The following is a 20,888-nucleotide window of genomic DNA, read 5'->3' as shown; positions in this document are numbered from 1 at the left end:
GCATGGACCACCGCGATACGGCCGCGCGTCCCGCCGGTTCGGGAACCGGGCCGCGCCAGGAGTACCTGGACGCCTTCGACGAGGGCGGGTACGGCCGGCCCGACCCGGCCCCCGGCGGCGCCGGTGCCTCCCGCGCGGCGGACGGCGGCGATCCCGAAGGCGGCGCGCAGCAGTCCGGGCAGGCCCCCGCGTCCGGCGGACGGCACGCCGGACCCGCCCGGCACGGGCGCAGGCGCGCCGGGGCCGAGCAGCGGCGTACCGGCGGCAAGGGGCGGACGATCACGGGCGTCGCGGCCGCCGCCGTGGTGACCGTGCTGGCCGTGGTGGTCGCCGGCCAGGTGACGGGGCACGGCGGCGAGGCCGCGTCCCCGCTGGGCGCCGGCGCGGACGAACGCGCGCCCGCCTCGGCCGAGCCCGGCGCCGGCACGGACGGCGGCACCGGCGCGGGGGAGGACGGCACGCCGCCGCCCGCCGAGGAGGAGCCGGCGGAGCCGACGTACGACGAGCTGATGGAGACCATGTTCACGATGGACCCGGCGATGACCGGGTCGGGCGAACTGGTGCCGGTGGCCGGCAGCGACCCCGCAGCCGACCCGGACGCGACGACGGTGCTGCGCTACCGCGTGGACGTCGAGGAGGGGATCGGGCTCGACCCCGAGTTCTTCGCCGAGGTGGTCCACCGCACCCTCAACGACCCCCGGAGCTGGGGCAACGGCGGCGAGCGCAGCTTCGCCCGTGTCTCGGCCGGCGACTACGACTTCATCGTCACGCTCGCCAGCCCCGGCACGGCAGCCGACTGGTGCGCCCGCTCGAACCTCGACATCACCGAGGACAACGTCTCCTGCAACTCGTCGTTCACCGAGCGGGTCATCATCAACGCATGGCGGTGGGCGCAGGGCTCCGAGACGTACGGCGACGACATCTCGGGCTACCGGCAGATGCTCATCAACCACGAGGTGGGGCACCGGCTCGGGTACGGGCACGCGCTGTGCCCCGCCGAGGGCGCGCTCGCGCCGGTGATGATGCAGCAGACGAAGTTCCTGGAGACGGAGGGGCTCACCTGCGAGCCCAATCCGTGGCCCCACCCGGAGAGCTGACGCCGCCCCCCGGGTTCGTCCGGCGGGTCATGCCCGTCTCGTGACGCCGGCCACGGCACCTGGCCGGCTGCCGTGTCGCGCGCATGCGGACGGGTGCGGGCTGCGTTCCGGCGCATGGCGACGCACCGCATCCGACGCCGCGGACCGCGACAGGTCCCGCCGGACAGGCCCTCGGCACCACGCGCTCCCGCCCCGGACATGTGACCGAGACTCGAACCAATCACGGTCAACGACCGTGCCGTGCGCGGAGTCACGAAACTTCACCCCTTCCGGTGGTGCGGCGGACAACCGTCCGTCGTAACCGGCACATGTAGACATACCGTCTTTCCGTCACGGGAGAGACGTATGACAGGGGGTGCGCCGGTGCGCGTCGCATTGCTCGCCGAAGGCGGGTTTCCGTACGCCCGGGGCGAGTCCTTCGCCTGGTGCGACCGGCTGCTGCGCGGCCTGTCCTGGCTCGACTTCGAGGTGTGGGCGCTCAGCCGCGGACCGCGGGAGACCGCGGGGCCGTGCCCCCCGCTGCCGCCGAACGTCCGGCGGGTCCGCACCGCGGCGCTGTGGGGGCCGCCGGCCGCCGGCGCGCCAGGGCGTGTGCCGGGGCGCGCGGCCCGGCGGTACGCCGAATGCTTCGCCGAACTGGCCGCCGCCCTGTGCGCGCGACCGCAGCCGGCGGCCGGCGCGCGGGCGGACGACAGCCAGGCGGACCGTTTCGCCACCGGCCTGTACGGCCTCGCCGCCCTCGCCGTCACCGACCGGGGGCTCAGCCGCTGGCTCTACTCGGAGCAGGCCGTCCGCGTCCTGGAGGCCGCCTGCCGCGCCCCCGGCGCGCCCCGCGCCGTGCGCGCCGCCCGCGTGCCCGACCTGCTCGCCGTCGCGGAGCGCCTCGAACGCGCGCTGCGGCCCCTCGACCCGCTCGCCGACGGCGCGCCCGCCGTCGACCTCTGCCACGCGCTGGGCGCCGGGCCCGCCGCGCTCCCCGGGCTTCTCGCCGCCCGGCTGCACGGCACCCCGCTCCTCATCACGCACGCGGCCGGCGGCCCCGGCGGCGGCCTCGGCGCGGCGCACGCCGTCGCGCCCTCGGCGGCGCGCGCGCCGGTCCGGGCGCTGCTGGCCGCCTTCAGGGCACGTCTCGCGCGGGAGACGTACGCCCGCGCCGTCGTCGTACCCACGCCCGGCGCCGGGCGTCCCGTGCTGGGACCGGCGGGGCTCTACGCGGCCGGAGCGGGCGCGGCCCTGGCGCGTCCGGTCCGCGGGCCGGGGGCGCTCGCCTCCGGGTGCCTCGCGCTGCTGCGGGACCCCGTGCGCCGGGGCGCGTTCGGGGAGGCGGCGGCACGGGCGCTGGAACACCTCGCGGGCGGCCGCCGCGCCCCCGACCGCACCGCCCGTCCGGAGGCCCCCGCCGGCACCTGACCGTCCCCCTCCCCACCCCGACTCCCCCTTTCCGAACCCCCTTCACGAACGATCGTGCACATGCAAGGAGCACAGCCATGAGAGTGCTGCTTCTCGGCGCAGCCGGCTATCTCGGCCGGTTCGTCGCGGACCGGTTGCTCGCCGATCCCGCCGTCCAGCTGACCGCACTCGGCCGCGGCGACGACGCGGACGTCCGTTTCGACCTCTCCACCGGCAGTCCCGGCGCCCTCACCCGGTTCCTGGACGCCGTGCACCCCGGCGTCGTCATCAACTGCGCCGGCACCATCCGCGGCACCGCGAGCGAACTCGCCCGGCACAACACCGTCGCCACCGCCACCCTGTGCGAGTCGCTGCGCCGCAGCGGCTGCCGCGCCCGGCTGGTGCACATCGGCTGCGCCGCCGAGTACGGCCCCTCGCAGAACGGCTCCTCCATCGCCGAGGACGCCGTGGCCCGGCCCGGCGGCCCGTACGGCGTCAGCAAGCTCGCGGCCACGGAACTGGTCCTCGGGTCCGGGCTCGACGCGATCGTGCTGCGCGTCTTCTCACCGACCGGGCCGGGGACACCCGCCGGCTCGCCCCTCGGCCGCCTCGCCGACTCGCTGCGCCGCGCCATGCAGCACGGGGACACCGACCTGCGGCTCGGCGGCCTCGGCGTCCACCGGGACTTCGTGGACGTCCGCGATGTGGCACGGGCCGTCCACGCGGCGACCCTGTCCGCGGCCCAGGGCGTCGTCAACATCGGCACGGGGCACGCCGTCCGGCTGCGCGACGCGGCGGTCACGCTGTCTCGGATCGCCGGGTTCGGCGGCACCCTCCACGAGGTGGACGCGCTGCCCGTCCCCCGCCAGGGCCAGGAGCCGGGCGGCGCGCACGGGCACCACGCCCCCGCCGCCCCGCCGTACCCGGACGGCTGCGGCCCGTGGCAGCAGGCGGACGTGCGGACGGCCCGCGACCGGCTCGGCTGGCGGGCGCGGATCGCGCTGGAGGAGTCCCTGGCCGACATCTGGATGGAGGCCGCCTGCCGGATGTGACGGCGGCCGAGCCGGCGGCGCGGGCGATGCCCGGACTGTGGGACGGGTGTCTCGGAATGGAACGGCCCATGGCAGTGTTGAGTCCAGATACGACTGTCCCTTTGACCAACGGAGTCCCCGTGTCGCTGCCACCCCTGGTAGAGCCGGCCGCCGAGCTCACCGTCGATGAGGTCCGCAGGTACTCCCGCCACCTGATCATCCCCGATGTGGGGATGGACGGGCAGAAGCGGCTGAAGAACGCGAAGGTGCTCTGTGTGGGCGCCGGCGGTCTGGGCTCGCCCGCGCTGATGTACCTGGCCGCGGCCGGGGTCGGCACCCTCGGCATCGTGGAGTTCGACGAGGTCGACGAGTCCAACCTGCAGCGGCAGATCATCCACAGCCAGGCGGACCTCGGCAAGTCCAAGGCGCTGTCCGCCAAGGAGACCGTCCTCGGCATCAACCCCCTCGTCCAGGTGAACCTGCACGAGGAGCGCCTCGACTCGTCGAACGTCATGGAGATCTTCGCGCAGTACGACCTGATCGTCGACGGCACGGACAACTTCGCGACCCGCTACCTGGTCAACGACGCCTGCGTCCTGCTGAACAAGCCGTACGTCTGGGGCTCCATCTACCGCTTCGACGGCCAGGCGTCCGTCTTCTGGTCCGAGCACGGCCCCTGCTACCGCTGCCTCTACCCCGAGCCGCCGCCGCCCGGCATGGTGCCGTCGTGCGCCGAGGGCGGCGTGCTCGGCGTGCTGTGCGGGTCGGTCGGCGCGATCCAGGTCACCGAGGCGATCAAGGTCCTCACCGGCACCGGCGAGCCGCTGGTCGGCCGGCTGATGATCTACGACGCCCTGGAGATGTCCTACCGGCAGGTCAAGGTCCGCAAGGACCCGAACTGCGCGGTCTGCGGCGACAACCCGACGGTCACCGAGCTGATCGACTACGAGGCGTTCTGCGGCGTCGTCTCCGACGAGGCCCAGGCGGCGGCCAAGGACGCCACCATCACGCCGCGGCAGCTCAAGGACTGGATCGACGCGGACGAGAAGATCGAGATCATCGACGTCCGCGAGCCGGGCGAGTACGAGATCGTCTCGATCCCGGGCGCGCGGCTCATCCCGAAGAACGAGTTCATCATGGGCAACGCCCTCGGTGACCTGCCCCAGGACCGGCGGATCGTCCTGCACTGCAAGACGGGTGTCCGGTCCGCGGAAGTCCTCGCGATCCTCAAGGACGCGGGCTTCGCCGACGCCGTGCACCTCGGCGGCGGAGTCGTCGGCTGGGTCAACCAGATCGAGCCCGAGAAGCCGATCTACTGACGGCCGCCCCCGCACCGCCCCTCCCGGGCGGTGCGGGGCGGGGTCAGTCGCACGTCTTCCCGTCGTCGGGGACCTCGCCCTTCAGCAGGTAGTCGTTCGTGGTCTCCCGCACGCACGTGTTGCCGCTGTTGTACGCGCCGTGGCCCTCGCCGTCGTACGTCAGCTCCACCCCCACGTCGTCCCCGAGGGCGTCCTTCATGTGTCCGGTGCCCTCGTAGGGCGTCGCCGGGTCGCCCGTCGTGCCGATGAGCAGGATCGGCTCCGAGCCCTCCGCCCCGACGTCCGGGTGCTCGCGGTCGCCGCGCACCGGCCAGTGGGTGCAGGCGAGCATGCCCCAGGCCATCGCGCGGCCGAACACCGGCGACGCCTCCTCGAAGTCGTCCAGCCGGTCGCGCACGTGCTTCTCGGAGACGCGGGTCTTCGAGTCGGCGCAGTTGATCGCCGTCAGGGACGACTGGAGCGTGGAGTAGGTGCCGTCCGGGTTGCGGCCGTTCATGGAGTCGCCGAGGGCGAGCAGCACGGTGCCGTCCGGGTCGTCCTCGTCCAGGGCGTCGTCGAGGCCCTGCGTGAGGTAGGGCCAGAAGTCCTCGGAGTACAGGGACTGCGCGATGCCGTTCCAGGCGAGGGACTGCGTCAGCTTCCGGCCGTCCGGGTCCTGGGTGGGCAGCGGGTGGTCGCGGAGGCGGTCGAGGAAGTCGGCGATCCGGTCCTCGGCCTCGTCCTCGTCGGTGCCGAGGGGGCAGTTGTCGTTCTCCGCGCAGTGTTCGAGGTAGCTCTCCAGGGCGGACTGGAAGCCCTTGGCCTGGCCGAGCGCGCCCTGCTCGCTGTCGCCCGTGGGGTCCACGACGGCGTCGAGGACGGCGCGGCCGACGCGGCGGGGGAACAGGTGGGCGTACACGCCGCCGAGTTCCGTGCCGTACGAGATGCCGAAGTAGTGCAGCTCGTCGTCGCCGAGCACCTCCCGCATCAGGTCCATGTCGCGGGCGGTCGCGGTGGTCGTGAGGTGGGGGAGGAGGTCCCCGTGCCGTTCCTCGCAGCCGTCGGCGAACTCCTGGAGCCGGTCGGTGAACGCCTTCCGCTCCTTCTTGGTGCGCGGGTCGGCGTCGGCGGCGAAGAAGTCGTCGAGGCCCTCGTCGTCGAGGCACTGCACGCCCTCGCTGTCGCCGACGCCGCGCGGGTCGAAGCTCACGAGGTCGTAGCGTTTGTTGAGGTCCTCGTAGTCCTGGCCGAAGGACGGCAGGGTCGCGACACCCGAGCCGCCGGGGCCGCCGAAGTTGAACAGCAGGGATCCGATGCGGTCCTCCTTCGCGCCGCTGCTGCGCACCCGGATCATCGCGATGCCGAGGGTGTCGCCCTCCGGGTCGGCGTAGTCGACCGGCGCGGTCATCGTGGCGCACTCCCAGGAGCCGCCGCCGGGCATGGGCGACGGGGAGCTGCCCGCGCCCTGCTCGGGGTCGGTCGGCTCGCAGGGGGACCAGTCGAGTTCCTGCCCGGTGAGGGAGCGCGGCAGGTCGTCCGTGTCGGTGGCGCCCCGGTCGGCGGCCGCCCGCACCGGACCGCGCGCCGTGCCGCTCGTACCGCTCCCGCTCCCGCCGCCGCAGCCGGCGGCGGCCAGCAGGGCGGCGGTGACCAGGCAGGACGGTGCGGCCAGTCGGGCTCGGCTCATGCGGCGGGCTCCCTCGGTGCGGCGACACGGCCATCCTGGGCGGCCGCGCGGGAACCCCGCACCCGCTGGGCGTCAACCGGGTGAGCGGCGGACCGACCCCAGCCAGCGCCCGCGCAGCGCGAACAGCACGGCGGCGGCGATCACCAGCAGGAGGAGGGAGACGGCGGTCGCGCCGGCCGGGTCCTGCTGGAGCAGCAGGTACACCTTGAGCGGCAGCGTCTGGGTCGTGCCCGGCAGGTTGCCGGCGAAGGTGATGGTCGCGCCGAACTCGCCGAGCGCCCGCGCCCAGGTCAGCGCCGCCCCGGCGGCCAGGGAGGGGCCGACCATGGGCAGCGTGACGAGCCGCAGCGTCCGCAGCGGGCCGGCGCCCATCGTGGCCGCGGCCTCCTCGTACTGCGGTTCGAGGCCGGTCAGCGCGCCCTCCAGGCTGATGACGAGGAACGGCATCGACACGAAGACCGCGGCGAGCACCGCGCCCGGTGTGCTGAACGGGAGCGTGACGCCGACCGACTCCAGTGCCCCGCCGACGACCCCCCGCCGCCCGAACCCGCGCAGCAGCGCCACACCCGCGACCGTCGGCGGCAGCACCATCGGGAGGAGCACCAGGCAGCGCAGCGCGGTCCGGCCGGGGAAGTCGGTGCGGGCGAGCAGCCAGGCCAGGGGGACGCCGAGCAGCAGCGAGATCAGCAGCGCCCAGCCCGAGACGACGAGGGACAGGGTGAGGGCCTCGGTGACGGCGGGATCGGTGAGGCGGCCGGCGAGGTCGTGCCAGGGCGCGTCGGCGACGATGCCGAGCAGCGGCACGAGGAGGAACGCGACCGCGAGCAGCGCGGGCAGCGCCAGCACGAGCGGGGGGCGGTCGCGCCGCCTCCGGGGGCGGGGGGTCACGGTCCGGTGAAGCCCGCGTCGTTCAGGATCTCCTGGGCGTCGTCGGTGGTGAGCCAGTCCACGAAGGCGGCCGCCTCCTCCGGGTGCCCCGCCTCGGTGAGGGCGGCCGCCGGGTAGGAGGCGACGACGTTGTCCTCCTCGGGGATGGGCACGGTCGTCACGGCGTCCTCGCCCGCGGCGGTGGCGTCGGTGACGTACACGAGGCCGGCGTCGGCCTCGCCGAGCTGCACCTTGCTGAGGACGGCGCGGACGTTCGCCTCCTCGGAGTCGGGCCGCGCGTCGATGCCGAGGTCGTCCAGGATCTGGCGGCCGTAGCGTCCGGCGGGGACCTCGGGGGCGGCGAGGACGAGGCGCAGGCCGGGATCGGCGAGGTCGTCGAGGCCGGTGACGCCGGCGGGGTTGCCCGGCGGCGTGACGAGGGTGAGGGCGTTGCGGGCGATGACGGCCGGGTCCTCGGTGAGGTCGGCGACGCCGTCCATCGTCGTGGTGTCGGCGGTCACCAGGACGTCGGCGGGGACGCCCTCCCGCACCTGGGCGGCCAGCTCCTGGGAGCCGGCGAACGAGAACCGCAGGGTGACGCCGGGGTGGCTGTCCTCGTAGGTGCCGCTCATGGCGTCGAAGACGTCGGTGAGGGACGCGGCGGCGAGGACGGTCAGTTCGACGGTGTCTCCGCCGGAGGCGTCCGCGCCCCCCGGGCCGTCGTCCGAGCCGCAGGCGGACAGCAGCGCGGCGGCGAGGACGGCGGGCAGGAGGGCGGTGCGGGCGCGGCGGTGGCGTGGCCGGGGGGCGGCGGGATCGGCGTGCATGGCTGCCTCAGACGGTGTCGATGTGGACGTTGGTCGCCTTCACGCGGGCCACGGCCTCCATGCCGACGGCGAGGCCGAGCTCCTCGACGGCCTCGCGCGTGAGGAGGGACACGAGCCGGTGCGGGCCGGCCTGGACCTCGACCTGCGCCGCGACGTCGCCGAGCCGGACGGCGGTGACGATGCCGGGGAAGGCGTTGCGGACGGAGGTGTGCGGCTCCTCGCCGTCGTCGGCGCCGTCGGCGGCCAGGGCGGTGGCGAACGCGGCGAGGTCGGCGCCGTCGATCAGCCGCTTGCCCGCCTCGTCGCGGCGGGTGGGCAGCCGGCCGGCGTCCGCCCAGCGGCGGACCGTGTCGGGGCTGACGCCGAGCAGCCGTGCGGCACGGCCGATGCCATAGGAACGCATGTGCGGCACATTAGGCCGCAACGGCTCGCATCCGCAAGGCGGTACGGGTGTGTCCTCTCGCAGATGCGAGCCGGAGCGGGCGGTTTCCCGCCGTCAGATGTCGCCCCTGCGCGTGAGCTGGGTGAACGCCAGCCAGCCCGGCAGGACCGGCAGCCAGAACGTCATCAGCCGGAACAGCAGCACGGCCCCCAGCGCCGCGTGGTCCGGCACACCCGCCACCGTCAGGCCGCCGCTCAGCGTCAGCTCGACGGCGCCGATGCCGCCCGGGGTCGGGACGGCGGAGCCGAGCGCGTTGCCCGCGAGGAAGACGACGGCGATCGTCGGGTAGCTCAGCTCCCAGCCGAACGCCCGCAGCGACGCGTCCAGGCACATGACGAACGCCAGCGTCATCAGCAGCATCCCGCCGATGCCGGACAGCAGCTTCCGCGGCCGCTGCACCACGTCGAGCATCCGCGGCACCACGCCGGCGAACAGCGTCCGCACCCGCTCGGACAGCGACTTCCGCAGCCGCGGCACGGCCGTCACGATCAGCGCGGCGACCGCGACCGTCAGCAGACCGGCGATGACCGTCCTCGACGGCGAGAGCGACGGCGTGTGCTCCGTGCCCGTGAGGTAGCCGAACACCGCGAGCAGCCCGATGTGGCAGCCGAGGCCGAAGAGCTGCGACGCGCCGACGCTGGCCACCGCGTGCCCGGGACGCAGGCCCTGGCGCTGGAGGTAGCGCGTGTTGAGCGCGACACCGCCGATCGCCGCCGGCGCGACCAGCTTCACGAACGACCCCGCCACCTGGGCGACCACGGTCCGGCCGAACGCCACCTTCTCGGGCACGAACCCGAGCAGGCTCATCGCGGCGGCGCAGTAGGTCAGCGCGGAGAACCCGGCGGCGACGAGGACCCAGCTCCAGTTCGCGTCCTCCCAGACCCGCTGGAACTCCGGTGAGATGAGCTGGATGCTCAGGAAGTACGCGGCGAACACGGCCGCGATGAGGCTGACGAGCGTACGTGGCCGGATCCGTTCGACGCGCGCGGGCTCTATGGGCGCCTGGGGCCGCACCAGCAGCACCTGCTGCCGGATCAGCGCGAGCAGGTCCTCCTCGCGGGCGTTCTCGAGTGCGTCCTCCATGACCTGCTTCTCGGCCTGCCTGGCCGCCTTCACCGTCCGCCGGTCGGCGTCCTCGGGAAGGCTGCCCCGCGCCTCGCGGTACGCGCGGGTGGCGTCCAGCACGGCCGCGCGCTCACGGCCCGACCGCTCCCTGGCGAGCTGCCGCAGCGTCGCGCGGGTCCCGCGGGTGAGGGCGATGGGCTGGAGCAGCGGCAGGCAGTCGGCCACCGCGTCCGGGCCGAGGACGGCCACGGCCGAGGCGACCGCGCGTTCGGGCCCGGCGCGCAGACCGAAGGTCGTCAGGAGCTGCGCGACGTCCATCCGCAGCAGCAGGTCACCCGCTGCGATCTCGCCACCGCGCAGGTCCGTCAGGAACACGGTGCCGTCGCGGTCCACCATCAGGGAGCCGCCGTCCAGGCGCCGGTGCGCGATGCGCCGCGACTGCAGGGCCTTCACCTGCCGCCACGCCGCCTCCATCAGCGCGTCCGTCACCTCGTCGTCCGGCAGGGAGTCGAGATCGCGCCCGCCGATGTGCTCGTAGACGAGCATCACCGCGTCGGGACCCAGCTCGGAGGTGGCGATGAGCTTCGGCGCGTTGGCCCCGGCGGCGATGGCGGCGTACGCGAGGAGCGCCTCCTGCTCCAGCACCTGCCGCAGCGTCGGCAGACTGCGCCGCTGCGTGATGCCGCGCAGCGCGAGGCGCCGCCACGCCCGGTAGAAGAAGCCCTGCGCCTGCTGCGCGCGGTCCACGACCGTGACGTCGAGCGGCGGGCCGTCCTCCAGCGTCACGACGTAGCGGCGGGACGGCTCGGCGTCGTCCCCGCGTTCGCGGCGCGCGCGGCGCTCCGCCTGCGCCGGGTCCTCGGCCCGCAGCGCGCTCACCGGTCTGAACCCGACGTGCCGCAGCCCGGCGAGGAGCTGCTGCCCGGTGGGCCGCACGTTCGGCGAGCCGACGGTGTACAGCGTCGCGTAGGCCACGGTCCAGCCGATGAGGACGGTCACCACGACGGAGAACGGCGTCGTGTACCCGGCGATCAGCACGGCGAGCGCGTCGAGGACGAGCACCGCCCACATCGCGGGCCGCCAGCGCGGCCGGTGCGTCATCCCGACCGCCGTCGCGTACGCGATGACGGGCGCCAGGTAGTCGTGCACCGGGTCGGTCAGGCCGCCGCCCGGCGCGTCGCGGGTGAGGGCGTTCTGCACGGAGTCGGGCGACAAGCGCGCCACCCACAGGCTGAACGACAGCGACACGCCGTGCGCGAGGACGGCGGCCAGCACGCCGTCCGCGATGCGCAGGCCGTCACGTTTCACCAGCCGGTCGATCGCGAACGCCACCGGCACGGCGAGCACCGCCACGCTGGAGACGAACCCGGCCACGCTGATCAGCAGGGACGGCGCGTGCTCGGCACGGGCGTCCACGTCCTGCTCGATGCCCTCGGTCGTGCTGATGGCCCAGGTCGCGATCGCGAGGACCAGCGCGATGCCGGCCAGCCCCAGCAGGATGCGCAGCAGGTCGGCGGGGCGGTGGACCCGCGCGGCGAGGATCGGCTCGTCGCCGTCGACCGGACCGGCCGGCGGCGTACGGGACGCGCGGGGCGTGCGGGCGGTCCCGCCGCGCGCCCCCGGCGGCTCCCCGGACCCCGACCGTGCGTCCCCCAGACGGGTGGCACCGAGCACCGGCTCGGCGGCCGGCTCCTCCGTGCCCCGCGCGCGCTCCTCGTCGCCCCGTATCACCGGCTTCTTCCCCGTACGTGCTCCACCGTCATCCCCCCCGTGCCGCGACGATACTGACATGGCGGGCGCCCGGCCGGGAGCGGTCCGTGACATACGGCACGATGGGCCGCATGGCCGAACCCAGCGCTCCGCACCGTCTGCCCGACTACGCGGACCGTGTCCTCACCGTCGTGGAGCACATCCCGCCGGGCACCGTCCTCACCTACGGGGACGTCGCCGAGATCGTCGGGCAGGGCGGCCCCCGGCAGGTCGGCGCCGTCATGGCGGCCTACGGCGCGGCCGTCGCGTGGTGGCGCGTCGTGCGGGCGGACGGGCGGCTCCTGCCGGGCCACGAGCACACCGCCCTCGGCCACTACCGGGCCGAGGGCACCCCGCTGCGCGACCCCCGCGAGCGCGGCGACCACCCGCGCGTGGACATGCGCAGGGCGCGCGGGGCCGGGACGGGCGGCTGATCCGGGGGACACCGCGCCGCTCCGCGCGGCGCGCTCGCGGTGGAGGCTCACGGGCACCAGCATCCCCCACCGCGCGCCGGGGTCCGTGCCGGGCGGGCCGACCGGGCGAGCGGGGCGGCCACGGCCGTGCCGTGCGCCGGGCCGGGGGAGGGGCGTACCGTCGTGCTCCCGGCCGCCCACCGCCGTCCACCAGAATGCGCGATGCACGTGAGTCTCTCCGTCCCGTCCACTGACCGCCCGCCGTCCGCCCCCGGAGCGTACCGACTGGTGCGCACCCCGGTCCCGGACGCACGCACCCTCGCAGGGGACGCGAGCCAGCGCGCGGTGGTTGAGCACGCGGCCGCGGTGGGCGGCCCGCTGCTGGTCCTCGCCGGTCCCGGGACGGGCAAGACGGCGACGCTGGTCGAGTGCGTCGCCGAGCGCGTGGCGCGCGGCACGGACCCCGAGCGCGTGCTCGTCCTGACGTTCAGCCGCAAGGCCGCGGCGGAGCTGCGCGACCGGATGACGATGCGGCTCGGCGGGCGCGCCCCGCAGGCCACCACGTTCCACTCGTTCGCGTACGCCTTCCTGCGCGCGCACCAGGACCGCGAGCTGTTCGCCGAGCCGCTGCGCCTGCTGTCCGGCCCGGAACAGGACCTCTATCTGCGGGAACTCCTCGCGGGCCACCGGGACGCCGGCCGTCCCGCGGCCGGCTGGGACTGGCCGGGCGACCTGCGCGCCTGCCTGACCACGCGGGGCTTCGCGGACGAGCTGCGCGCCGTGCTCGCCCGCGCCCGCGAACTCGGCCTCGGCCCCGGCACGCTGGCCGCGTTCGCGCGCCGCACCGGCCGGCCCGACTGGGAGGCCGCGGCGCACTTCCTCGCCGAGTACCTGGACGTGACGCAGGCCCAGGGCGTCCTCGACTACGCGGAGCTGATCCGCGGCGCCGTGCGGCTGGCCGAGGACCCGGCCGCCGCCGCGGCGGTGCGCGGGCGGTACGACGCGGTCCTCGTGGACGAGTACCAGGACACCGACCCGGCGCAGGTCGCGCTGCTCGCCGCGCTGGCGGGCGACGGGCGCGACCTCACCGTCTTCGGCGACCCGGACCAGTCCATCTACACCTTTCGCGGCGCCGACGTGAACGGCATCCTCGGCTTCCCCGACGCCTTCCGCACCGCCGCGGGCGAGCCGGCGCCGGTCGCCGTCCTGACGACGGGCCGCAGGTCGGGCGCCCGGCTGCTGGCCGCGACCCGGCTGCTCGCCCAGCGCATGCCGCTGGCCCGGCTGCCCGCCGACGCCGTGCGCCGCCACCGGGCGCTGACGGCCGTGCGGGACGGCGGCACGGCGGAGGCGTACATCTGCCCCACACCGGGCATCGAACTCGACCACATCGCCGACCTCCTGCGCCGCGCCCACCTGGAGGACGGCGTGCCGTGGCGGGAGATGGCCGTCCTGGTGCGCGCCGGCGCGCGGTCCATCCCCGGCGTGCGCCGGGCGCTCACGGCGGCGGGCGTCCCCCTCGACGTGGACGGCGACGACCTGCCGCTGCGCCGCGAACCCGCCGTGGCCCCCCTGCTCACCGCCCTGCGCGCCGTCGCGGAACCCGACCGCCCCCAGGACGCGGACACCGCCGTCGCCCTGCTGACCTCGCCGCTCGGCGGCATGGACGCGGCCGACCTGCGCCGCCTCGGCCGCGCCCTGCGCGCCGAGGAGCGCGCCGCCGGCGTCGCCGTGCCGCGTCCGTCGGACGAACTCATCGCGCGCGCCCTCGCCGAACCGGAACGCCTCGTCGCCCACGACCCGGCCGTCGCGGGACCGGCCCAGCGCCTCGGCACGCTGCTGCGCAAGACGCGGGAACTGCTCGCCGGCGGCGGCACGGCCGAGGACGCCCTGTGGGCGCTGTGGGACGGCACGGGCTGGCCAGCCCGCCTCGAACGCGCCGCGCGCCGCGGCGGGGCCGCGGGCCGCAACGCCGACCGCGACCTGGACGCCGTCTGCGCGCTGTTCGACGCCGCGGCGCGCGCCGAGGAGCGCGTCGGCGGCCGGGGGGCGCGCATCTTCCTCGACGAGCTGGAGGCGCACGACATCGCGGCCGACACGCGCGCCGCGCGGGCCGTACGCCCCGACGCCGTACGGCTCATGACGGCGCACCGGGCGAAGGGTCTGGAGTGGTCCCTTGTCGTCGTGGCCGGCGTGCAGGAGGGGCTGTGGCCCGACCTGCGGCGGCGCGGCTCGCTGCTGGAGGCCGACCGCATCGGCCGGCACGGCCTCGCCGAGCCGCTGAGCCCCGGCGCCCTGCTGGCGGAGGAACGGCGGCTGTTCTACGTCGCCGCGACGCGCGCGCGGGACCGGCTCGTCGTCACCGCGGTCCGCGGCGCCGACGACGGCGACCAGCCGTCCCGGTTCCTGCGGGAGTTCGGCGTCGAGCCCGTGGAGGTCGGGCAGCGCCCCCGCCGTCCGCTGTCGGTCGCCGCGCTCGTGGCCGAACTGCGCGCCACCACCGTGGACCCGGCGGCCTCGCCCGCGCTGCGCCGCGCCGCCGCCGACCGGCTGGCCTCGCTCGCCGCGCTGCGTGACGACGACGGCCATCCGCTCGTCCCCGCCGCGCACCCGCAGCGGTGGTGGGGCCTGCGCGAGCCGTCGCGGTCGGCGGCGCCCGTGCGCGACCCGGAGCGGCCGGTCGCCCTGTCGGGCAGCGCGCTGGAACAGCTCGCGTCCACCTGCTCGCTGCAGTGGTTCCTCGGCCGCGAGGTGCACGCCGACACACCCGCCACCGCGGCCCAGGGCTTCGGCAACGTGCTGCACGTCCTGGCGGACGAGGTGGCCTCGGGGACGACGCCCGCCGACCTGTCGGTGCTGATGGAGCGGCTCGACACCGTGTGGGACGGCCTGGCGTTCGAGGCGCCGTGGCAGTCCCGCAGGGAACAGGCGGAGGCGCGCGCCGCCCTGGAACGGTTCCTGCGGTGGCATGTCCTGCAGCAGCGCAACGGCCGTGCGCCCACGGCGAGCGAGCAGGAGTTCGACGTCACGCTGACGGCGGGCCGGCACGAGGTGCGCATCCGGGGCGTGCTCGACCGTGTGGAGCGGGACACCGAGGGCCGGGCGTACGTCGTGGACTTCAAGACGGGCCGCCGCAGGCCGACACGGGCCGAGGTCGAGCACCATCCGCAGCTCGCCGTCTACCAGCTCGCCGTGCGGCACGGCGAGGAGGACGCGCGGCTCGCGGGCGCCGAGCTGGTGCACCTGCGTCAGGGCGCGCCGAAGAAGGAGGGCGGGGACGCGCTGCCCGCCGTGCAGCGGCAGCAGCCCCTCGGCGCGGACGGCGCCGACGGGGCGTGGATCGGCGACCTGCTGGCCACGGCTGCGGGCCGGGTGCTGGACGAGCGGTTCAGCCCGCGCGCCGGGCAGCACTGCGGGACGTGCGCGTTCCACGGCGCGTGCAGTGCGCGGCCGGAGGGGCGGCACGTCGTCGAGTGACGGCGTCACCCGGCCGGGGGTGGTGCCGGCACCACCCCCGGCCGGGTGCCTGGGCGGCTGTGCGGCGGCCCCCGCCGACGGGAGGCTGGGGACCATGACGACGATGACGCACACAGCGACGGCACAGGCGACGACGGCAGCACGTGAGGCGGTACGGGAGCCGGCCGCGCGGGGGGAGACCGGCGGCTTCGGCGGACGGCTCGGCTACCTCCTGCTCGGACTGCCCTTCGGCATCGCGGCGTTCACCGCGACGGTCGTCGCCCTCTCCCTCGGCGCGGCCGGCTTCGTCCTGGTCGCCGGCATGCCGGTCCTGATCGGCGCCCTGAGCCTCGCCCGCGCCCCGGCCGGGACGGAGCGGCGGCGCGTCGCACGGGTGACGGGCCGCCCCGTCCCCGAGCCCCGCTACCGCGAACCCGAGGGGCACGGCATGGCGCGGTGGCTCTCGGCCCTCGGCGACCCGCAGGCGTGGCGCGACGTCCTCCACGCGGTCGTCTCCTTCCCCCTGCGGGTGACGGGCTTCTGCTTCGCGCTGACCTGGACGCTGGGCGGCCTCGCGGAGACCCTGTACGCCACCTGGTCCTGGTCGCTGCCCAAGGAGCCGGGCGAGAACGGCCTGCTCGACCTGGCGTTCGGCATCGACTCCACGCTCGCCGACATCGCGTTCAACACCGCGATCGGCCTGCTGATCCTGGCCACCGCGCGGCCCGTGGTGCGCGGCATGACGGCGCTCCAGACCGGCCTGTCCCGCGCCCTGCTGGCCGGGTGACGAGGGCGCTGTCAGTGCCCGGGGTTAGGCTCCTGACGTGCCCGGTCCTGTCCTGGAACGGCCCGAGCAGCTCCGTGACCTGCTCGGCATCCCGTTCACCCGCGAGCAGCTTGCGTGCGTCACCGCGCCGCCGGCGCCCCAGGCGATCGTGGCGGGCGCCGGCTCGGGCAAGACGACGGTGATGGCGGCCCGCGTCGTCTGGCTCACCGGCACCGGCCAGGTCGCCCCCGAGCGCGTCCTCGGCCTCACGTTCACCAACAAGGCGGCCGGCGAGCTGGCCGAACGTGTCCGGGCCGCCCTCGCGCTGGCCGGCATCGGGGGCGTCCGGGACGAGGCGCCGCGCGGCGCCGGCGACCCGCCCGGGGACGAGCCCCCCGGCGAGCCCCAGATCTCCACCTACCACGCGTTCGCCGGGCGCCTCATCACCGAGCACGGGCTCCGCCTCGGCATCGAGCCCGCGGCACGGCTGCTGGCCGACGCCGGCCGTTTCCAGCTCGCCGCCGAGGTCCTGCGCACCGCGCCCGCCGACTTCGACCCCCCGAACGCCGGGTTCACCGCCCTCGTGACCGACCTGGTCGCGCTCGACGCCGAGCTGTCCGAGCACCTCGTCACGCCGGGGGCGCTGCGCGCGTTCGACACCGCCCTGCTCGCCGAGCTCGACGGCGCCCACCTCTCCAACGCCGAGCTGCGCCGCGTCCCCGAGGCCGCCGCGGGCCGCGCCGCCCTCCTGACCCTCGTCGAGGAGTACCGGCGCCGCAAACGCGCCCGCGACCTCCTCGACTTCGGCGACCAGATCGCCCTGGCCGCGACCCTCGCACGGGACGTCCCCGAGGTCGGCCGGGCACTGCGGGAGCAGTTCGGCGTCGTCCTGCTCGACGAGTACCAGGACACCTCCGTCGCGCAGCGCGTCCTGCTCGCCGGCCTCTTCGGCGACGGCACCGGCCACCCGGTCACCGCCGTCGGCGACCCCTGCCAGGCCATCTACGGCTGGCGCGGCGCATCCGTCGCCAACCTCGACGACTTCCCCGAGCACTTCCCCCACCGCGACGGCACCCCCGCAGCCCGCTTCAGCCTCAGCGAGAACCGGCGCAGCGGCGGCCGTCTCCTCACCCTGGCCAACGACCTGGCCGCGCCGCTGCGCGAGCGGCACCCCGCCGTCGTCCCCCTGCGCCCCGCCGACGGCGCCGAGCGGGCGGGGCGCGTCCGCTGCGCCCTGCTGCGCACGCACGCCGAGGAGCTGACCTGGCTCGCCGACTCCGTCGCCCACCTGGTCCGCACCGGCACCCCGCCCGGTGAGGTGGCCGTCCTGTGCCGTACCGCCACGGACTTCGCCGCCATCCAGCGCGAGCTGGTCGCCCGCGACGTCCCGGTCGAGGTCGTCGGTCTGTCGGGGCTGCTCCACCTGCCCGAGGTCGCCGACCTGGTGGCCGTCCTCGAAGTCCTCGCCGATCCCACGGCCAACGCCCCCCTCGTCCGGGTCCTGACCGGCCCGCGCTGGCGGATCGGCCCGCGCGACCTGGCGCTGCTCGGGCGCCGCGCCCGTCTCCTGGTCCGCCGGGGGCCGCTGCCCGGGGACGCCGACGCCGCCGCCGACGGCCGGCTGGCCGCCGCCGTCGAGGGCACCGACCCGTCCGAGATCACGTCGCTCGCCGACGCGCTCGACACGTTCGTCGAGGGCGGCCCGGCGCAGGAGGGCGCCGAGGGGGACGGGCTGCCGTTCTCCGCGGAGGCGCGGGTGCGGTTCGCGCACCTGGCGGCGGAGATCCGCGAGCTGCGCCGCTCCCTCGGCGACCCGCTGATGGACATCCTGCACCGGGTGCTCGGCGTCACCGGCCTGGAGGTCGAGCTGGCCGCGTCACCGCAGGCGCTGGCCGCGCGGCGCCGCGAGACCCTCGGCTCCTTCCTGGACCTCGCCGCCGCGTTCGCCGCCGGCCGTACCGGCACCGCCGTGGACGGGGAGGCCACCCTGCCCGCCTTCCTCGGCTTCCTGCGGGCCGCCGCGCAGTACGACAAGGGGCTCGACGGCTCCCTGCCCGGCGGCGAGAACACGGTGAAGGTCCTCACCGCCCACAAGGCCAAGGGCCTCGAATGGGACGTCGTGGCGATCCCCGGGCTCGTCGCCGAGGGCTTCCCGGCCAAGGCGTCGCGCGACTCCTGGCTCAGGCAGCCGCGCGCCCTGCCCCACCCGCTGCGCGGTGACGCCGCCACCCTGCCCCCGGCCCCGAGTGGACGTCCGCCGCCCACAAGGAGTACGTCGCCGCCGTCGCGGAGCACCTGGCGCTGGAGGAGCTGCGCCTCGGCTACGTCGCCTTCACCCGGCCGCGGACGCTGCTCCTCGGCTCGGGCCACTGGTGGGGGCCGAGCCAGAAGAAGCCGCGCGGCCCGTCGGACTTCCTCGAAGCGCTGCGCGGACACTGCGAGGCCCGGCCCGACCACGGCGAGGTCGAGGTGTGGGCCGATCCGCCCGCCGAGGACGAGGACAACCCGGCCCTGGCCGACGCCGACCGGGACCAGGAGTGGCCGCTGCCGCTCGACCCGGTGGCCCTCGCCCGCCGCCGCGAGGCCGCCGCCGCCGTGCTCGCCCGGCTGCGCGACGGCGCGCTGCCCGCTCAGCGCGCCGGGGCCGACAGCGGCGGTGACGTCCCGGCGGACGAGGGACCGGCCGAGGACCCGGACGACGGCCTCACCCCGGAGGAGCGCCGCACCGTCGCCTCGTGGGACCGCGACCTGTCCGCGCTCACCCGCGAGCTGCGCCAGGCCCGCGCCGTCACGCGTGACATCCCCCTGCCCGTCTCGCTGTCGGCCACCCAGGTGCAGCGCCTCGCCTCCGACCCGGAGGGTTTCGCCCGCGAACTGGCCCGCCCCATGCCCCGTCCGCCGCAGCCCGCCGCCCGGCGCGGCACGCGGTTCCACGCCTGGGTCGAGTCGCGGTTCGAGGAGCTGGCCCTGCCCATGCTCGGCCCGGACGAGCTGCCGGGCGACGACCCGGCGGACGACGAGGCGATCCGTGACGAGCGGGAGCTCGCCGCCCTGAAGGAGGCGTTCCGCCGCACCCCGTACGCCGGCCGCAGGCCCCACCGGATCGAGGCGCCGTTCCAGATCGAGCTGGCGGGGCGTGTCGTCCGGGGCCGCATCGACGCCGTCTACCGGGGGCCGAACGGCACCTTCGAGATCATCGACTGGAAGACCGCGCGCCGCCAGGACGCCGACCCGCTCCAGCTCGCGATCTACCGCCTCGCCTGGGCCGAACGCCACGACCTGCCGCTCTCCGCGGTGACCGCGGCGTTCCTGTACGTGCGCAGCGGCGAGCTGGTGCGCCCGAGCGTCCTGCCCGGCCGGCGCGGTCTTGAGCGGCTGCTCCTCGGTGAGGACTCCTGGGAGCCGAACGACCCCGGCTGACCCGCGACCACCGTGATCACCGCCGACGGATTAGGCTTTTCATCATGCGTACAACCCCGGCGTCTCCGGACAACGTCGTCCCGCCGATCCCGCTCACCGGCACCGGTGGCATCGACCGTGACGCGGGTCACCGCCTCGACGAGGCATGGCTGGCGGCGGCCTGGAGCCACCCCACGACGCGGGTCTTCGTCGTCTCCGGCGGTCAGGCGCTGATCGAGGACACCCCGGACGGCGGCACCGAGCTGGTGACGATGCCGTCCTTCGACGCGCCCCTCACCGAGGCCCACCGCTACTTCCTCGGCACGGACGCGGACGGCGTCAAGTACTTCGCCCTCCAGAAGGACTCCCTGCCCGGGCGCATGGACGAGGCCGCCAGGCCCGCGGGACTGCGCGAGGCCGCCCTGCTGCTGTCCGAGCGCGACAGCGAGCTGCTGGTCCACGCCGTCGCCCTGGAGAACTGGCAGCGGCTCCACCGCTTCTGCTCCCGCTGCGGCGAGCGCACCGTCATCGCGGCGGCCGGGCACATCCGCCGCTGCCCCGCCTGCGGCGCCGAGCACTACCCGCGCACCGACCCGGCCGTGATCATGCTGGTCGTCGACGACGACGACCGCGCGCTCCTCGGCCGGCAGCTGCACTGGCCGACCGGCCGTTTCTCGACGCTCGCCGGCTTCGTGGAGCCGGGCGAGTCGATCGAGCAGGCGGTGGTGCGCGAGGTGCGCGAGGAGACGGACGTCGAGGTCGGCGAGGTGCAGTACGTGGCGAGCCAGCCGTGGCCCTTCCCGTCCAGCCTGATGCTCGGCTTCATCGCGCGGGCCACGGACGCCCGGGTGCGGGTGGACGGCGAGGAGATCGACGAGGCCCGCTGGTTCTCGCGCGACGACCTGCGGGCCGCCATGGACGCCGGCGAGGTCCTGCCGCCGTCGGGCGTCTCCATCGCCGCCCGGCTCATCGAGCTGTGGTACGGCAAGCCGCTGGCGTCCGCCGCCCCCTGGTGACCCCGTGACAGCGCGCCGCCCGGCACCGGTCGAGCGGTGCCGGGCGGCCGGAGCGCCGGGTCTCAGGCGTGCAGGGCCTGCTTCACCTGTGCCAGGGACGGGTTGGTCATCGTGACCTCGGTGCCGCCCTCCGGGGCGACGACCACGGTGGGGACGGTGCGGTTGCCGTCGTTGGCCGCCTCCACGAGCGCGACCGCCGACGGGTCCTGCTCGATGTCGATCTCGGTGTACGCGATGCCCTCGCGGTCGAGCTGGCCCTTGAGCCGCCGGCAGTAGCCGCACCACGTGGTGCTGTACATCGTCACGGTCCCTGGCATCGTCTCGCGCTCCTTCATGTCGTCCGGTCGTCCCGGTTGCCTCCAGAAGAACACGCGGACCGGTACGAC

General features: G+C 75.7%; 13 protein-coding genes and 2 pseudogenes. 9 read left to right on the top strand and 6 right to left on the bottom strand.

All coding sequences use genetic code 11. From position 1 onward, the window contains the following. The first annotated feature begins 2 nt into the window (after positions 1–2). The 4 genes from EMA09_RS28275 (at position 3) to moeZ (ending at position 4,836) form a co-directional block, all read left to right on the top strand. Positions 3–1,097 (top strand): DUF3152 domain-containing protein, encoded by a 1,095-nt coding sequence (locus EMA09_RS28275; RefSeq protein ID WP_240796330.1) that lies wholly within the window; start codon positions 3–5, stop codon positions 1,095–1,097. Between the two features lie 363 nt (positions 1,098–1,460). Beyond that, positions 1,461–2,507, top strand: a complete 1,047-nt coding sequence (locus EMA09_RS09800) for a DUF3492 domain-containing protein (protein WP_129840683.1) — start codon at positions 1,461–1,463, stop codon at positions 2,505–2,507. A gap of 77 nt (positions 2,508–2,584) precedes the next feature. Further along, entirely contained in the window at positions 2,585–3,538 is a 954-nt protein-coding gene (locus tag EMA09_RS09795) for an NAD-dependent epimerase/dehydratase family protein (protein WP_129840682.1), read from the top strand. Positions 3,539–3,657: 119 nt separating this feature from the next. Continuing rightward, positions 3,658–4,836, top strand: coding sequence for an adenylyltransferase/sulfurtransferase MoeZ (moeZ, locus tag EMA09_RS09790; protein ID WP_129840681.1), 1,179 nt, complete (start codon positions 3,658–3,660; stop codon positions 4,834–4,836). Between the two features lie 43 nt (positions 4,837–4,879). On the opposite strand, the gene EMA09_RS09785 is transcribed toward moeZ, so the two are convergent. From EMA09_RS09785 to EMA09_RS09765, 5 genes and pseudogenes are all read right to left on the bottom strand, one after another. Further along, positions 4,880–6,502, bottom strand: a complete 1,623-nt coding sequence (locus EMA09_RS09785) for an alpha/beta hydrolase (RefSeq protein ID WP_129840680.1) — start codon at positions 6,500–6,502, stop codon at positions 4,880–4,882. Between the two features lie 93 nt (positions 6,503–6,595). Then, positions 6,596–7,390 (bottom strand): annotated as a pseudogene (locus EMA09_RS09780) (ABC transporter permease); the annotation flags it as partial. After that, positions 7,387–8,196, bottom strand: a complete 810-nt coding sequence (gene modA, locus EMA09_RS09775; protein WP_129840678.1) for a molybdate ABC transporter substrate-binding protein — start codon at positions 8,194–8,196, stop codon at positions 7,387–7,389. The pseudogene EMA09_RS09780 and the gene modA, both read right to left, overlap by 4 nt. Positions 8,197–8,203: 7 nt before the next feature. Beyond that, positions 8,204–8,599 (bottom strand): helix-turn-helix transcriptional regulator, encoded by a 396-nt coding sequence (locus tag EMA09_RS09770; protein WP_129840677.1) that lies wholly within the window; start codon positions 8,597–8,599, stop codon positions 8,204–8,206. A gap of 93 nt (positions 8,600–8,692) precedes the next feature. Further along, complete coding sequence (locus EMA09_RS09765; RefSeq protein WP_168220684.1) at positions 8,693–11,527, bottom strand: lysylphosphatidylglycerol synthase transmembrane domain-containing protein; 2,835 nt, start codon at positions 11,525–11,527, stop codon at positions 8,693–8,695. A gap of 17 nt (positions 11,528–11,544) precedes the next feature. Between EMA09_RS09765 and EMA09_RS09760 the strand changes: the two genes are divergently transcribed. From EMA09_RS09760 to nudC, 5 genes and pseudogenes are all read left to right on the top strand, one after another. Then, positions 11,545–11,886: an MGMT family protein gene (locus EMA09_RS09760; RefSeq protein ID WP_129840675.1), complete on the top strand. Its 342-nt coding sequence runs from the start codon at positions 11,545–11,547 to the stop codon at positions 11,884–11,886. A 201-nt stretch (positions 11,887–12,087) separates the two neighbouring features. Continuing rightward, the gene (locus EMA09_RS09755; RefSeq protein WP_129840674.1) at positions 12,088–15,342 is read left to right on the top strand and encodes an ATP-dependent DNA helicase; all 3,255 of its coding nucleotides are present in this window, start codon (positions 12,088–12,090) and stop codon (positions 15,340–15,342) included. A 103-nt stretch (positions 15,343–15,445) separates the two neighbouring features. Then, complete coding sequence (locus tag EMA09_RS09750) at positions 15,446–16,108, top strand: sensor domain-containing protein (protein ID WP_240796329.1); 663 nt, start codon at positions 15,446–15,448, stop codon at positions 16,106–16,108. 37 nt (positions 16,109–16,145) lie between these two features. Then, positions 16,146–19,507 (top strand): annotated as a pseudogene (locus EMA09_RS09745) (ATP-dependent DNA helicase). Between the two features lie 44 nt (positions 19,508–19,551). Beyond that, the gene (gene nudC / locus EMA09_RS09740) at positions 19,552–20,502 is read left to right on the top strand and encodes an NAD(+) diphosphatase (protein ID WP_129840672.1); all 951 of its coding nucleotides are present in this window, start codon (positions 19,552–19,554) and stop codon (positions 20,500–20,502) included. A gap of 62 nt (positions 20,503–20,564) precedes the next feature. Here the strand turns inward: nudC and EMA09_RS09735 are convergent, their stop codons facing one another. After that, positions 20,565–20,819 (bottom strand): mycoredoxin, encoded by a 255-nt coding sequence (locus EMA09_RS09735; protein WP_129840671.1) that lies wholly within the window; start codon positions 20,817–20,819, stop codon positions 20,565–20,567. Positions 20,820–20,888: the final 69 nt, after the last annotated feature.

Source organism: Streptomyces sp. RFCAC02, from assembly GCF_004193175.1.
GTDB lineage: Bacteria > Actinomycetota > Actinomycetes > Streptomycetales > Streptomycetaceae > Streptomyces.
This window is presented reverse-complemented; position numbering and strand designations above follow the sequence as displayed.